The sequence below is a fragment of the Nonomuraea maheshkhaliensis genome (genome assembly GCF_039529435.1).
GTDB lineage: Bacteria > Actinomycetota > Actinomycetes > Streptosporangiales > Streptosporangiaceae > Nonomuraea > Nonomuraea maheshkhaliensis.
The window spans coordinates 29,710-43,418 of the sequence record NZ_BAAAMU010000068.1; the positions used below are offsets into that span (position 1 = coordinate 29,710).

Here is a 13,709-nt window from a genome sequence, read left to right on the forward strand (position 1 = left end):
GTCGTCCGAGTCTGTCGGCTGAAGGCGAAATCGCTGGTCGGACGGACGGAACATTGTCTGAAAAAATCTGGACGAAGCCGGGAACCGGATTTCGACTCCCCCGCGTCTAACTGCCGAGGGTGCTGCTCGGGACTGAAAGTGGTCTTCCCCGCCAAATGGCCGGCGAGGAAGGCCACTTTCATATGTGGAGCCAGTTCCGCATCGCCCGCTCGCTCTCCACGATCTTGGGCAGCGACACGTATTCGCCCTGCTGGTGTGCCAGGTTCGGGTCACCGGGGCCGTAGTTGACGGCGGGCACCCCCAGCGCGGAGAAGCGGGCCACGTCCGTCCAGCCCAGCTTGGCGCGCGGAGTGCCGCCGACGGCCGCGGTGAAGGCAGCCGCCACCGGATGCGTCAGCCCCGGCCTGGCCGCGGGCGCGCCGTCGGTGAAGGCCACCTCGAAGCCGTCGAACACCTCGCGTACGTGCTCCTGCGCCGCCTCCAGCGACAGGTCGGGGGCGAAGCGGTAGTTGACCGTCACCACGCACAGGTCGGGGATGACGTTGCCGGCCACGCCACCGCGCACGCCGACCGCGTTCAGCCCTTCGCGGTATTCCAGCCCGTCGACCACCGGCCGGCGCGCCTCGTACGCGTTGAGCCTGGCCAGCACCGGCTCGATCCCGTGGATGGCGTTGACCCCGAACCACGACCTGGCGCTGTGGGCGCGCCGGCCGGTCACCGTGACCTCGGCCCGCAGGGTGCCCTGGCAGCCGCCCTCGATCACGCCGTCGGTGGGCTCCATCAGCACCGCGAAGTCGGCCGCCAGCCAGTCGGGATGCTCCCTGGCGACCCTGGTGAGGCCGTTGCGCTCGGCCTCGATCTCCTCGCAGTCGTAGAAGACATAGGTCACGTCCCTGACGGGCGCGGGCACGGTGGCGGCCAGCCTGAGCGCGACGGCCACGCCGGCCTTCATGTCGGAGGTGCCGCACCCGTACAGCAGGTCGCCCTCCACCCGGCTGGGCAGGTTGCCCGCGAGAGGGACGGTGTCGAGGTGGCCGGCGATCAGCACGCGCTCGGCGTGCCCCTGCTCCGTGCGGGCCACGACGGTCTCGCCCGACCTGGTCACCTTCAGGTGCGGCAGCGCCGTCAGCGCCCGTTCGACGTCGTCTGCCAGCGCCTTCTCGGCGCCGCTCACCGACTCGATGTCCACGATCGCGGCGGTCAGGTCGCGTACGTCCTGGGTCAGGTCAAGCATCAGGTGTTCACTCCGTGTTCGCGCAGCACCTCGTTGAGCGCCGCCTTGTCGTGCCTGCGCCCCGGCTCCAGGCGCTTGATCACCAGCACGCAGGGCAGGCCGAACGTGCCGCCGGGGAACTCCTTCTGCCGCGTGCCGCTCACCGCCACGCACCACGCGGGGATCGCGCCGCGGGCCAGCTCCGCGCCGCTCTCGACGTCGATGACGGGCATCGAGGCGGACAGGATCGTTCCAGCCCCGACGACCGCGCCCTCGCCGACCCTGGCGCCCTCCACGATCATCGCCCGGCTGCCGATCAGCGCGTCGTCCCCGACCACGACCGGCACCGCGCCGGGCGGCTCCAGCACGCCGCCGATGCCCACGCCGCCGGACAGGTGCACGTTCTTGCCGATCTGGGCGCAGGATCCGACCGTGGCCCAGGTGTCGACCATCGTGCCGGCATCGACGTACGCGCCGATGTTCGTGAACGACGGCATCAGCACCACGCCGGGCGCCAGGTACGAGCCCCAGCGCGCGATGGCCCCCGGCACCACGCGGACGCCGTCGAGTGAGCTCTTGAGCGGATGCCGGTCGTGCTGGTGGAAGTCGCCCACCTGCGAGCGGACCAGGCCGAGCACCTTGAAGCTGAGCAGGATCGCCCGCTTGGCCCGCTCGTCCACGACGACTTCGCCGCCGACCAGGTGAGCCGCACGGGCCTCTCCCCGGTCGAGCAGATCGATCGCGCCGGTCACCAGGTGGCGTGCCTCGGCGTCGGCCGGCGACAGCTCCGCGCGGCGCTCCCACAGCTCGTCCACCACCGGGGGTATCGGTGACGAGGTGCTCACGTGACTCATGGCCACGGAGCTTATCCGGCCGGGTAGGTTCTTCAGGGTGCGCGTGCGCTTCTCTCGTGGGGTCATCACCATCGTGGTCGTGGTCGTCGTGCTCGCGGTGGGCGTGTCGGTGGGCCTCTATCACCTGCTGAAGCGGGCTCCGCGGCTGGCGGTCCAGCCCGAGGCCTACTGCACCGCCGTCACGCCCGACGGCACCATCGGCCTCGACATCGAGCAGGCCCGCATCTCGGCCACCATCGCGGCCGTGGCGGCGCGCCGCCGGCTGCCCGAGCGGGCCGTGGTCATCGCGTACGCCACGGCGCTGCAGGAGTCGAAGCTGTCCAACCTCGACTACGGCGACCGCGACTCGGTCGGGGTGTTCCAGCAGCGCGAGTCGCAGGGCTGGGGCAGGAAGAAACAGCTCATGGACCCCGTCTACGCCACCAACAAGTTCTTCGCCGCGCTGGTCAAGGTGAAGAACTACCGCAAGCTCCCGCTGGCCGAGGCGGCGCAGGCCGTGCAGCGTTCGGCGGGCGGCTACGCGTACGCGCCGCACGAGGGCGACGCGAAGATCCTCGCCGCCGCCTTCACCGGGCGGGTCCCGAAGGCGGTCCACTGCTGGTACCCCTCGGCCAAGACCCCGCCGCCGCAGCCGAAGACCGCCGAGGCGCGCAAGCAGCTCGCCAGGGCGCTGGGCAGCACGGCGATCACGTCGAAGAAGCGCGGGTGGCTGGTGGCCGCCTGGTCGGTGGCCCACGCCGAGCAGTACGCCATCAGCCGGGTCGGCTACAGCGGCGTGACCTGGTCCAACGACCTGGAGCTCGAAGGCTGGCAGGCGGGCGGCAAGGCCGGCGACCGCCGGGTCGAGCTGTCCTGAGAAGGGAAGCGCCGCTCAGGAGGCGCGGCGGACGATGGAGATCGAGCCGGGCGGGAGCGGCTGGGCGTAGCCGGCCGTCCACGAGCCGCCCTGGATGCGTTCGAAGGACAACAACCGCCCGTCGGCGGCCCGGTAGTCGGCGAAGTCGAGCAGGCCGCGCTCAGGGTAGCCGGTGTCGCCCTCGGTCCTGAACGCGGCCGTGCCGCGCTCGATCGGGAAGAACTCCACGCCCTCCATGATCAGCATGCTCTTGGCCGGGACCATGCCCTGCGTCGGCACGTCATTCCAGAGCTGGACCTCAAGGTGCGGCGGGTCACCGTCGAGCACCTCGACCGAGAGCCACTGGTAGCGCCTTGCGGAGTCGCGGAGGAAGAACTCGGTCCACTCGTGGCCCTGCCACGAGATGTACATCGCTCCGAGCACGCGGGCGCGTGAGCCGTGCACCTGGATCCGGTCCCCGATCCGGAGGGTGCGAGGGTCGGTGTAGTCGGTGCCGACATGCGCGGGGACGCTCACCGGCGCCGCCAGCGGGGTCTCGAAGGACGCGACCTGCGCGGGCGGCGCGCTCGTGCGGCCTCTCCTGTCCTGCCGCATGGTCGCCAAGAAGGCGCCCAGCAGCAGCAGGACGGTGGCGATGCTCAGCCCGAGTACGACCATGGAGGTCATGCTCATCGATCAGCTCGCTCCACTCGCGGTCTGCCTCGGCATAAGCCCTTATCAATTTATGCGTGCTCAAGCCAGTTGGGATGGCTATGACGCGCGATCCTACTGGAGGCGGAGCACCGCCGCACCGATCCGCTCATCAGTCGCGGTCATCGCGATGCGGATGTGGCGCCCACCTGCTGATCCATAGAATTCGCCCGGCGCGACCAAAATGCCGATTTCGGAAAGCTTGGCTACCTGATCCCAGGCGTTCTGCCCGTTGGACGCCCAGAAGTACAGCCCTGCCGTCGAATGGTCGATTTCCCAGCCCGCCTTCTCCAGCGCGGGCCGCAGCAGCGCTCGGCGCGCGGCGTAGAGCTCGCGCTGGTGCTCGGCGTGCTCGTCGTCGCCGAGCGCGGCCGCCATCGCGGCCTGCACGGGCTGCGGCATGATCATGCCGGCGTGCTTGCGGGTCTCCAGCAGCCGCTTGACCAGGACGGGATCGCCCGTCACGAACCCGGCGCGGTAGCCGGCCAGGTTGGAGCGCTTGGAGAGCGAGTGGACGGCGAGCAGCCCCTCGTGGGAGCCGCCGCAGACGTCGGGGTGGAGGATCGAGATCGGCTGCTCTTCCCAGCCGAGCTCGATGTAGCACTCGTCGGAGGCCACGACGGCGCCGCGTTCGCGGGCCCAGGCCACGACCTTGCGCAGGTGTTCGGCGGGCAGCACGCGCCCCGTGGGGTTGCCGGGGCTGTTGACCCAGATGAGGTCGACGGGCTCGGGTCCGAGCGCGAGCGTGCTGTCGGACGCGGTGCCGACCGCGCCGGCGAGTCTGGCGCCCACGTCGTAGGTGGGGTAGGCCAGCTCGGGGAAGACCACCCGCTTGGCGCCCAGGTAGGTGGGCAGCCAGGCGACGAACTCCTTGGAGCCGATCAGCGGGAGCACGTCGCGCGGCCCGACCGTGACGCCGTGCCTGCGCCGCAGCCAGCCGGCCGCGGCCTCGCGCAGCGCCACGGTGCCGTGGGTCAGCGGGTAGCCGGGGCTGTCGGACGCTCCGGCCAGGGCGTCCTGGACGACCCGCGGCACGGAGTCGACGGGCGTGCCGACCGACAGGTCGACGATGCCGTCGGGATGCGCCAGCGCACGCTCTTTGTACGGCTCCAGCCGGTCCCAGGGGAAGTCAGGCAGCTTGTTCACGATTCTTCTCCTCGGCGTACTGGGGCGCGGCGGCTCAGCGGAGCCGCGTCACGGGCGCATGGCGCGAACGGGGCGCATCCCTGCGGATGCCCCCGTGCACGACGTCGGGACTCGTCAGTGGTCCTCGCCCTGCGGCGGCAGGGCGGCCACCACCGGATGGTCCTTCTCGATCTTGCCCACCTTCGAGGCGCCACCGGGCGAGCCGAGGTCCTCGAAGAAGTCCACGTTCGCCTTGTAGAAGTCCTTCCACTGCTCGGGAAGGTCGTCCTCGTAGAAAATGGCCTCGACGGGGCACACTGGTTCGCACGCGCCGCAGTCCACGCACTCGTCGGGGTGGATGTAAAGCATGCGCTCGCCCTCGTAGATGCAATCAACGGGGCATTCCTCGATGCACGCCTTGTCCAGGACGTCCACGCAAGGCTGCGCGATGACGTAGGTCACCTCGAGCTCCTTCTTCTCCGCACCATGGCATGACTTCGACCGCGGTTTGCTACGCCCTAGTATTGCCGTGCTTGCACGCTGGCCGAAACGGAGGGTGCCAAACTCATGGTCGCGCGCCTCGTCATCGCCATCACAAGTCAGGATATAGGCGCACGGATCACCACCCGCAGACGCGTCCCGGGCGGGTTCCGTGACGCGGTGGGCGTGCTCGTGTCGTGGCCGGACGGACTTCTCAAAGTTCGCAAAAGGGATGGCACCGTGGTGGAGATCCCCGAAGAGACACTCGTGGCCGCCAAGGTCGTTCCGGCCGCGCCTCCTCGACCTGGGCGGATGTAACAGCAAGTATTCAATACGTGACTGTACGTACCTGCGCCGCCGCAGCAGCCATCCTCGCCAGCGCCGGATGCGGCGCGTCGTCCACGGACACCGCCTCCACCGAGGCCAGGAACCTGCCGCCGATCAACACCGGAGCCACCTCGCTGAAGGCCGGCTTCGGCACCATGGACCGCCTGGCCGAGGCCGCCAAGCGCGAGGGCGAGCTCAACGTGATCGCCCTGCCCCGCGAATGGGTCAACTACGGCGAGGTCATCGACACCTTCGCCGACAAGTACGACATCAAGGTCAACGAGCTGGAGCCCACCGCGAGCAGCAAACGTGAACTGGACGCCGCCGCGCAGCTCAAGCCCGACGTGTTCGACCTGACGATGGACGTGGCCGTCTCCGCGGCCGACCGGTTCGCCCGCTACCAGGTCCAGGGCTGGCAGGACCTGCCCGACCAGGTGAAGGAGCCGTCCGGCGCCTGGTACGCCGCGTACGGCGGCTACATGTCCATCGGCTACGACCCCCGCGCGGTCAAACCGCCCGCCTCCTTCGCCGACCTGCTCGGGCCCGGCTACAAGGTCGCGCTCGACGGCGACCCGCTGCGCTCGGCGTCGGCGTTCGGCGGCGTCATGGCCGCGTCCATGCGCTCGGGGACGCCGCAGCCGCAGCAGGGCGTCGAGCTGTTCGCCAGGCTCAAGCAGGCGGGCAGGCTGACCGACCTGGCCAAGGCCAACGTGGTCATCGCCTGGGACCACCTCAACGCCGCGCGCAGCGCCGAACACGGCGACGCCTGGAAGGTGACGATCCCCCGGGACGCGGCGCTCGGCGGCTACCACGTGCAGGCGATCAACAAGAACGCCCCGCACCCGGCCGCGGCCCGGCTCTGGCAGGAGTTCCTCTTCTCCGACGAGGGCCAGAACCTGCTCCAGAAGGGGTACGCCAGGCCGGTGCGCGGCGAGGCGATGCTCATGAAGGGCACGCTCGACAGGGAGCAGGCCGCGAAATTGCCCAAGGCGCCCGGCCCGCCGGTGCTCATGACGATTCCGCAGGCAGACGCGGCGAAGGCGTACCTGAGGAAGGAGTGGGGCAAGAAGGTGGGATGAGTCCTATGTGACTTGATATGTGGTAGCGACAATCAGCCTCTAAAGTGAACAGACAGCACGGCCACGGGGGCCCGATGTCTGATCGATTGTGAGCTGATCGTCTTGCGATACGACACACCGAGTTTGGAGCGGTGGAACAGTCGCGCCTACGACAGCAGCTTCGGCTACGTATCGACCCAAGGCGCGCCACTGGTCGACCTGCTCGACCCCCGGGCCGGCGAGCGAGTGCTCGACCTCGGCTGCGGCACCGGGGTGCTGACGGCGCAGATCGCCTTCAGGGGCGCCGACGTCCTCGGCATCGACGGCTCGTCCGCCATGATCGAGAAGGCGCTGGCGCAGTATCCCGGCATCGACTTCATCATCGGCGACGGGCACGACTTCACGGTGGTGGACCCGTACGACGCGGTCTTCTCCAACGCGGCGCTGCACTGGATGAGCCGCGACCCGGCCGCCGTGATCGCCAGCGTCCGCGAGGCACTCAAGCCTGGCGGACGCTTCGTCGCGGAGATGGGCGGCGCGGGCAACTGCGCCGAGCTGACCACCGCGATGCTGACCGCGTGGCGCGAATACGGCCTGCGCGAACCAGAGCTCCCGTGGTATTTTCCCACGCCTGCCGAGTACGCCCGCCGCCTCGAGCAGGAGGGGTTCGTCGTCAGGTTGCTCGAATACTTCGACCGGCCGACCCCCCTTGACGAGTGCCCCGGCGGGGCCGCGGACTGGGTGCGCGTGTTCGCCGCATCGGTGCTCGAAGGGCTTCCCCCGGAGATCGTGGAGCCCCTGCTCCGTCGCGTCAACGAACTGGCCGCGCCCGCACTTCGCAGGGAGACTGGCTGGATGGCCGACTACGTGCGTCTACGCTTTGCCGCTGTTCGGCGTTGATGCGTCGTGCATGATGCGTAGGGCTGTTTTGCCGGACTATGGTCTGTTCCGTGGGCGGCGAGATTTGGGCTGCACCGCTGCGGCGGCGTGAGGGGCTGGTGAACGGAACGGGATGAACTTCTGCCTGAGCGACCTCGTACCACCGTTGAGGTGGAGCGACGCGTCGACGATCACGCTACTCACCGGGCAGCCGGACCTGCCGGATGCGTGGTGGCGCAGCCTGCCCATGCCCCGCGTCCTGGCCGCGATCGGCCCCGAGTCGCTGGGCGAGCTGCTGACGGAGATCGCCCTGGAACACTGGCCGGCCGCCTCGATCGGCGACGTCCTGCCCGCGCTGCACGTGCTGGACCCGGACGAGGCCGACGAGCCCGCGGTCGCCATCGCGCTCGACCGCACCGGGTCGTGGGCCGGGCTGCTGGCGCTGACCAGCCGGGAGCTGGTGGACCAGCCCTTCATCCAGGCGCGGCCGGTGCTGAACACGCTGTTCTCCGCCGTCCTGGTGCACCTCGCGCAGCCGCTCGCGTACGCCGCTCCGGCCCCGGGCGGGAGGCACGAGCCGCCGCTCGCCACGCCCGCCGGCCTGCCGCAGGCCGCACCCGTGGCCGCCGAGCCCGTGGCCGCCGAGCCCGTCGCGCCGCCACTGGACCAGCCCGCCGAGCCGGTGGCCGCCCAGCCGGTCGAGCCCGCCGAGCCGGTGGCCGCCCAGCCGGTCGAGCCCGCCGAGTCGCCAGTGGGCGAGTCCGTCGCCGCGCCGCTGGCGCATGAGCCCTTCGCGCACGAGCGGGACGTTCAGGAGCAGGCCGCGCGCGAGGCTGAGCCCGCCGCTGCGGCGCCGGAGCCGGAGCACGAGGCCCAAGAGTCTCACGTGGGGCCGGTCGCGGCGGAGAACGCCGCTGGGGACGCCGCCGGCCCTGACGCTGTCGCCGACGACGCCGGCGCTGACGCTGACGCTGGGGACGCCGCCCGGCACGACGCCGAGGTGGCCGCCGCCCAGCACGCGGCCGAGGTCGCCGCCGCGGAACAGGCCGAGGAGTCCGTCGCGCGGGCAGCCGAGCCGGAGAGCGCGCCCGAGAGCGAGCAGGTCGTGGCGGCACACCACGGCGACGCCCTTGAGGAGCACCACGGGGACGCGCTGGACACCGCCGACGAGCCCGTGCCCGACGTTCAGGAAGCCGAACCGGCCGGGGATGTCCTCGATGAGCAGGTCCCTGAAAACGTTCACGAAGACGTTCACGCCGAGCAGGTCCCGGTCGAGCAGTTCCCCTTGGAGCCCGCCGAGCAGCACGCCGAGCAGCACGCCGAGCAGGGCGAGCAGGCCGGTGCCGAGAGCGGTCGCGAGCAGGAGCTGCCCGAGCTGATCGAGGCCGCGTTCGCCGGTCTGGACGACAAGAGCTGGGCCGTGGCCCAGAACCGGGTCTTCACCGACGAGCCCTCCGCCGTGGACCAGCTGGCCAAGCTCTTCGCCGTCCCGCCCGCCGAGATCGCCGCCACCGAGGACGAGCTGCGCGCCCGCCTCGACCACTGGCTGTCCAGCGACGAGGCGGCCCCGTACCGCGCTCATCTGGACGAGCTGGTCGCGACGATCGGCCCCGAGGCGCCCAAGGAGCGGATCATCGGCGCGGCCGACTGGCACAACGTCGAGATCCGCGCGCTGGAGGTCCCGGCCTGGCAGTTCGTGCTGACCACGCTGGCCCCTCCGCCCGTGCGGGAGCAGCAGTACGAGCAGCCCCAGGAGCTTGAGGCCCAGCAGGCCGCGCCCGAGCAGATCCCGGACCAGCACACTCCTGATCAGCAGGTTCACGATCAGCAGGCCGCCATGCGCCAGGAGCCGGTGGAGCTGCTGCAGTCGGCGTTCGGCCCCGCCCAGTCGCCGCCTCCCCCGGGCCCGCCGCAGTTCCAGGCGTTCACCCCGGTGACGGGGCCCGCGAGCGAGACGAACGGCGGCGCGCCCGAGCCGGACAAGCCGTACCAGCCGCTGAAGGACGTCTCCCAGACCAGGCGCTGCTTCAGGCAGCCGGACGGCCGCTGGTGGCTGCGCGTGGACGTGACCGGCGAGCAGCTGGCGGGCGGCGAGTGCGCGCTGCCGACGGGCTTCGCCTCGTACCTGGGGCTGAACCCGGGTGAGAGCAGGACGGTCAGGAGCGCCGCGGGCGAGCTGACCATGACCTGGCACGGCTCGCCGGTGCTGCAGTCCATCGAGCACCTGCTGGTGGACGTGGGCGCCCGCGAGGGCGGCCACCTGTTCCTGACGCTGTCGGACGAGGGCGTGCTGAGGGCCAGGCACCTGCCGGTCGCCGCGCAGGGCGCCGAGAAGATCACCAAGGCGCTGCGCCTGGTCGGGTACACGGCCCCGGGAGGCACACGAGATCAGGCGGCCAGGGTGATCGCGACCAGAATCGGCATGACGGGCCCCGTCGCCCTGCCCGACCTGCTCAACAGGCTCCGCGAACGCGGTGACCGCGACCTGCTCGAACTATTGGACTGAGCCTGTGCCGCGGCTCGCGATCGGCCCGGAGTTCCCCAGGGAGCTCAGCGCACTGGCCCAGCCGGTGCGCAGGGACGCCGTGGTCGCGCTGCGCCGGTTCCTGCTGAACGTGGCCGGCGCCCCGCACGCCGAGAGGGTGCGGGGCGCGCGCGATCCGCGGGTCGCGACCCTGCGCCTGGCGGCCGGCCACCGCGGGGTGGTGGTGCGGCAGCGGGACGTCTACTGGCTGCGCGACGTGCTGCCGGACGCCGAGGCCTGGTCGTACGCGCGCCGCCACCGCTACGGCGTCAACCCGGTGATCGGCGTCGTCGAGGAGTGGGACGCGGAGTCCCTGGAGCGGGTGGAGCCCGCATTACGCCGATCGGCGGGGTCGTCCGGGCTGTTCGACCCGATCTGCGACGGAGACCTGCTGGGCCTCGGCCTCGACCTGCACGCGCTGCCGCTGTTCCGGCTGATCACGACCGAGGCCGACGTGGCCGCGCTCGAACCGCTGCTGCCGCCCACCCAGTACGCCCCGCTGGCCGCGCTGGCGCGCGGCGGCACCCTGGCGGAGGCGTGGCGCGAGCTGGACGCCTGGCGGGCCGCCGACCCGGAGAGCGGCCCGATCGACACCGACGACCTGTACGCGGCGCTGCGGCGCAGCCCCGACCGCGCGGCGTTCGTCCAGGACAAGGTGGCGCTTGAGCGGGTGCTGGACGCGCCGGACTGGTGCACGTTCCTCGACCCGCCGCAGCACCGGCTGGCCAGGGCCGCCAGGTACGAGCACCCGGTGCTGGTCATCGGCGGGGCGGGCACCGGCAAGACCGTCCTGGCGCTGCACCGGGCGGCCCATCTGGCGGCGCGCGGCGCGGGGCCCGTACTGCTGGTGACGTTCTCGCAGAGCCTGGCCGACGAGCTGTCGGCCAAGCTGGACCTGCTGATCGAGGACGAGGTGGTGCGCAAGCGGGTCGAGGTGGACAACGTCGAACGCCTGGCCCTGCGCATCGTGGCCGACGCGGAGGGCCGCCGCCCGGCGCTGGTCGGCCCGGGGGCGCGCTCGCTGGCCGAGCTGACCGACGAGGCGTTGCGGTTGCTGTCGATCTCGACGGGTGATCTGCTCGACGATGTGGATCCCGGGCTGAAGCCGTACCGTCACATCGTCGTGGACGAGGCGCAGGACATCAGCGCGGCGCAGTGGCGGCTGCTGCGGGCGGCGGTGCCGCGGGCGCGCGACGACCTGTTCATCGTGGGCGATCCGCACCAGCGCGTCACCGACGCGCGCGTGGCGCTCGGCGCGCTCGGCATCCCCGCCGTCCAGCACACGCTCAAGCTCTCCTACCGCCTGCCGCAGGAGGTGCTGTCGTTCGTCGTCCGGCTGCGCGGCGGCGGCCTGTCCTCCGGGCTCGTCGCGGGCGTCACCGACATGTACGGCCTCAGCGCGACGCGCAACGGCGAGCGGCCGCTCGTGCGGGCGTACGACACGCTGGAGGCGGAGCTGGCGGGCCTGCGCGCCACGGTCGAGGGCTGGCTGGCCGACGGCGTGCCGGCCGGCGAGATCGCGGTCGGCGCCCGCCACCAGCGGCTCGCGCGCCGGGCCGGCCGCGCGCTCGACGGCCTGGGCGTGCGGGGGGCGAGCTTCCCGCAACTCAAGGGGCTCGAATTCGAACGCGTGGCGCTCGTCGGCGTCGCCGACGACGTGGTGCCAGGGCCGCTGCCGGAAGAACCGCAAGCACGCGCGCACGCTCTGCAACGCGAACGGAGCATACTGTTCGTCGCCTGCACCCGTGCTCGCTCGATGCTCTATATCTCCCATTCTGGAAGAGGCAGCCCGTTTCTACCCCTCTGATCACATAGTCTGAACTGCGGATATCTTCCCTTTGCCGGTTGGACCTCAATGAACCTCAGCCTGAGCGACCTCACGCCACCACTGCGCTGGACCTCTCCTGGTCAGATCGCGCCGATCGTGGAGGAGCCACAGCTGCCCGAGGCCTGGTGGCAGGCGATTCCTCTCGACCGCGCGTGCGCCATCGTCGGCACACAGACCGTGGCGGGCCGTCTGGCCGACCTGGCCGTGGCCTGCTGGGGGCATCTGACGCTCGGCGACATCCTGCCGCTGCTGCGGTTCTCCGACCCCGCCGAGGCCGAGCGGACGCCGGAGACACTGGGCAAGGACGTGGTGCAGAAACTGTTCAGCGGCGTCTTCGAGCGGCTGCTCGAACCCGCGCCCGAGGCCGGGCCCGGCCCGGCGAGAACGGACAAGCCGCTGCCCGACCTGATCGACGAGCTGTTCGCGGCGCTGGACGACCGGCAGCGGGCCATCGCGCGCGACCGGCTGTACGCCGAGCAGCGGGCCACCCTGGACGAGCTGGCGCAGCGCTTCTCCGTCACCAGGGAGCGGATCAGGCAGATCGAGCGCGACCTGCGCGAGCAGATCGACGCCTGGCTCGCCAAGCCCGAGGCGGGCGGCCTGGTCGCCCACGTGACGTGGCTGCGCGGGCGGCTGGGCGTGGCCGTGCCGGCCGAGGACCTGCAGACCGTCGTGCCGTGGCACGCGGGCGACCTGCGCGCGCTGGGGATCCCGGCGTGGCGGTTCGTCCGTACGCTGATGACCGGCTACGAGCAGTCGGACGGCTGGCTGGTGGCCGGCGGGGCCGACGACCTGCGGGAGAAGACGCGCCAGCTCTTCGCCGACGGGCCCCGCCCGCTGCCCGAGGCCGTGTCCATGGTGTCCCAGCTCGGCGTGCACGAGGACGTGGCCGAGCGGTGGATCCTGGCCGTGCCGCAGCTTCGCGTGCTGGGCCAGCACGTCGTGCCGTGGCCGCGCAGCATCAACGAGAAGGCCGAGGCGGTGCTGGCGGTGGCGGGCACGCCCCTGTCGCCCGAGGAGATCCAGGAGCGCATCGGCGAGGACTACAGCCTGGTCGGCATCCGCAACCAGCTCACCGCCGACGAGCGCTTCCGCCGGCTCGACCGCAACAAGTACGGGCTGACCAGGTGGGGCGGCGACGAGTACCTGGGGATCAGGGAGATGATCGCCAGGGAGATCGAGCGGGCCGGCGGCGAGGCGTCGGTGAGCACGATCGTGGCCAACCTCACCTCGCGCTACGACGTGAGCGAGAGCTCCGTGCGGGCGTACTCGGGCGGGCCCGGGTTCGAGCGCACGCAGCGGGGCTGGATCCGGGTGGCGGGCACCTCGCCGGGCGGGGAGGCGGAGCCGTACCAGCCGCGCAAGGACGTCTCGGAGACCCGGCGCAGCTTCCGCTCCCGCGACGGGCGCTGGTGGCACCGGGTGGACATCAACGCCGAGCACCTGCGCGGCTCAGGATCGCCGCTGCCGACGGGGTTCGCGGCGTACCTGGGGATGGCGCCCGGCGGGCAGCTGACCGCCTCCGCGCCGTCCGGCGACGTGGTGATCAGCTGGCACAACCAGCCCACCATGGGGTCGATCCGCAACATCCTGGTCGAGTACAAGGCCAACGAGGGCGACCACGTCTTCCTCACCGTGTCCGACGGCGGCGAGCTGCTGACGCGCTACCTGCCCGCCGCGCCCCTGGCGATGCCGCCGGTGAACCGGGCGCTCTACCTGCTCGGCTACACCGCTCCCGTCAGCTCGGAGCTGGAGGGCCTGCGGCTGATCGGGGCCAGGATCGGGCTGCCCGACACGGCCGGCCGCGAGGAGGTGCTCGCCAGGCTGCGCGAGCGCGGTGACCGGGACATACTCGGTTTCCTGGGCGGATGACGC

Annotated in this window: 12 protein-coding genes; 7 read left to right on the forward strand and 5 right to left on the reverse strand. The window is 71.4% G+C overall.

Annotated features, from left to right (window positions below; genetic code table 11):
* Positions 1–178 precede the first annotated feature (178 nt).
* The gene (gene dapE / locus ABFX54_RS35220) at positions 179–1,234 is read right to left on the reverse strand and encodes a succinyl-diaminopimelate desuccinylase (protein WP_346110988.1); all 1,056 of its coding nucleotides are present in this window, start codon (positions 1,232–1,234) and stop codon (positions 179–181) included.
* Complete coding sequence (locus ABFX54_RS35225) at positions 1,234–2,067, reverse strand: 2,3,4,5-tetrahydropyridine-2,6-dicarboxylate N-succinyltransferase (protein WP_346110989.1); 834 nt, start codon at positions 2,065–2,067, stop codon at positions 1,234–1,236. Before ABFX54_RS35225 ends, dapE begins: the two co-directional genes overlap by 1 nt.
* Between ABFX54_RS35225 and ABFX54_RS35230 the strand changes: the two genes are divergently transcribed.
* Entirely contained in the window at positions 2,066–2,923 is an 858-nt protein-coding gene (locus ABFX54_RS35230; protein WP_346110990.1) for a hypothetical protein, read from the forward strand. The genes ABFX54_RS35225 and ABFX54_RS35230 overlap by 2 nt on opposite strands.
* A 15-nt stretch (positions 2,924–2,938) precedes the next feature.
* Here ABFX54_RS35230 and ABFX54_RS35235 read toward each other — a convergent pair whose 3' ends face one another.
* The 3 genes from ABFX54_RS35235 to fdxA form a co-directional block, all read right to left on the reverse strand.
* Positions 2,939–3,595 (reverse strand): DUF4178 domain-containing protein, encoded by a 657-nt coding sequence (locus tag ABFX54_RS35235; RefSeq protein ID WP_346110991.1) that lies wholly within the window; start codon positions 3,593–3,595, stop codon positions 2,939–2,941.
* 93 nt (positions 3,596–3,688) lie between these two features.
* The gene (gene dapC / locus ABFX54_RS35240; protein WP_346110992.1) at positions 3,689–4,759 is read right to left on the reverse strand and encodes a succinyldiaminopimelate transaminase; all 1,071 of its coding nucleotides are present in this window, start codon (positions 4,757–4,759) and stop codon (positions 3,689–3,691) included.
* Between the two features lie 114 nt (positions 4,760–4,873).
* The gene (gene fdxA, locus ABFX54_RS35245) at positions 4,874–5,200 is read right to left on the reverse strand and encodes a ferredoxin (protein WP_106240826.1); all 327 of its coding nucleotides are present in this window, start codon (positions 5,198–5,200) and stop codon (positions 4,874–4,876) included.
* A gap of 105 nt (positions 5,201–5,305) precedes the next feature.
* Here fdxA and ABFX54_RS57155 point away from each other — a divergent pair, with 105 nt between their 5' ends.
* The 6 genes from ABFX54_RS57155 to ABFX54_RS35270 all read left to right on the forward strand — a co-directional run bounded on the left by ABFX54_RS57155 (position 5,306) and on the right by ABFX54_RS35270 (position 13,706).
* Positions 5,306–5,536 carry a putative acetyltransferase gene (locus tag ABFX54_RS57155; RefSeq protein WP_428834607.1) on the forward strand — a complete coding sequence of 77 codons (231 nt, stop codon included), beginning with the start codon at positions 5,306–5,308 and terminating at the stop codon, positions 5,534–5,536.
* 17 nt (positions 5,537–5,553) lie between these two features.
* Positions 5,554–6,624 (forward strand): ABC transporter substrate-binding protein, encoded by a 1,071-nt coding sequence (locus tag ABFX54_RS35250; protein ID WP_346110993.1) that lies wholly within the window; start codon positions 5,554–5,556, stop codon positions 6,622–6,624.
* A gap of 102 nt (positions 6,625–6,726) precedes the next feature.
* Complete coding sequence (locus ABFX54_RS35255) at positions 6,727–7,503, forward strand: class I SAM-dependent methyltransferase (RefSeq protein ID WP_106240821.1); 777 nt, start codon at positions 6,727–6,729, stop codon at positions 7,501–7,503.
* Positions 7,504–7,615: 112 nt separating this feature from the next.
* Positions 7,616–9,988, forward strand: a complete 2,373-nt coding sequence (locus tag ABFX54_RS35260; protein ID WP_346110994.1) for a hypothetical protein — start codon at positions 7,616–7,618, stop codon at positions 9,986–9,988.
* A gap of 4 nt (positions 9,989–9,992) precedes the next feature.
* Positions 9,993–11,813 (forward strand): UvrD-helicase domain-containing protein, encoded by a 1,821-nt coding sequence (locus tag ABFX54_RS35265; protein ID WP_346110995.1) that lies wholly within the window; start codon positions 9,993–9,995, stop codon positions 11,811–11,813.
* 48 nt (positions 11,814–11,861) lie between these two features.
* On the forward strand, positions 11,862–13,706 hold the full coding sequence (locus ABFX54_RS35270; protein WP_346110997.1) for a sigma factor-like helix-turn-helix DNA-binding protein: 1,845 nt from the start codon (positions 11,862–11,864) through the stop codon (positions 13,704–13,706).
* The last annotated feature ends 3 nt before the right edge of the window (positions 13,707–13,709 follow it).

What these genes read in the sequence shown, in the direction of transcription:
- ABFX54_RS35230 (WP_346110990.1), top strand. Translation starts at nt 2,066, where the DNA reads ATGGCCACGGAGCTTATCCGGCCGGGTAGGTTCTTCAGGGTGCGCGTG.
- ABFX54_RS35260 (WP_346110994.1), top strand. Translation starts at nt 7,616, where the DNA reads ATGAACTTCTGCCTGAGCGACCTCGTACCACCGTTGAGGTGGAGCGAC.
- dapE (WP_346110988.1), bottom strand. Translation starts at nt 1,234, where the DNA reads ATGCTTGACCTGACCCAGGACGTACGCGACCTGACCGCCGCGATCGTG.
- ABFX54_RS35270 (WP_346110997.1), top strand. Translation starts at nt 11,862, where the DNA reads ATGAACCTCAGCCTGAGCGACCTCACGCCACCACTGCGCTGGACCTCT.
- ABFX54_RS57155 (WP_428834607.1), top strand. Translation starts at nt 5,306, where the DNA reads ATGGTCGCGCGCCTCGTCATCGCCATCACAAGTCAGGATATAGGCGCA.
- ABFX54_RS35225 (WP_346110989.1), bottom strand. Translation starts at nt 2,067, where the DNA reads ATGAGTCACGTGAGCACCTCGTCACCGATACCCCCGGTGGTGGACGAG.
- ABFX54_RS35235 (WP_346110991.1), bottom strand. Translation starts at nt 3,595, where the DNA reads ATGAGCATGACCTCCATGGTCGTACTCGGGCTGAGCATCGCCACCGTC.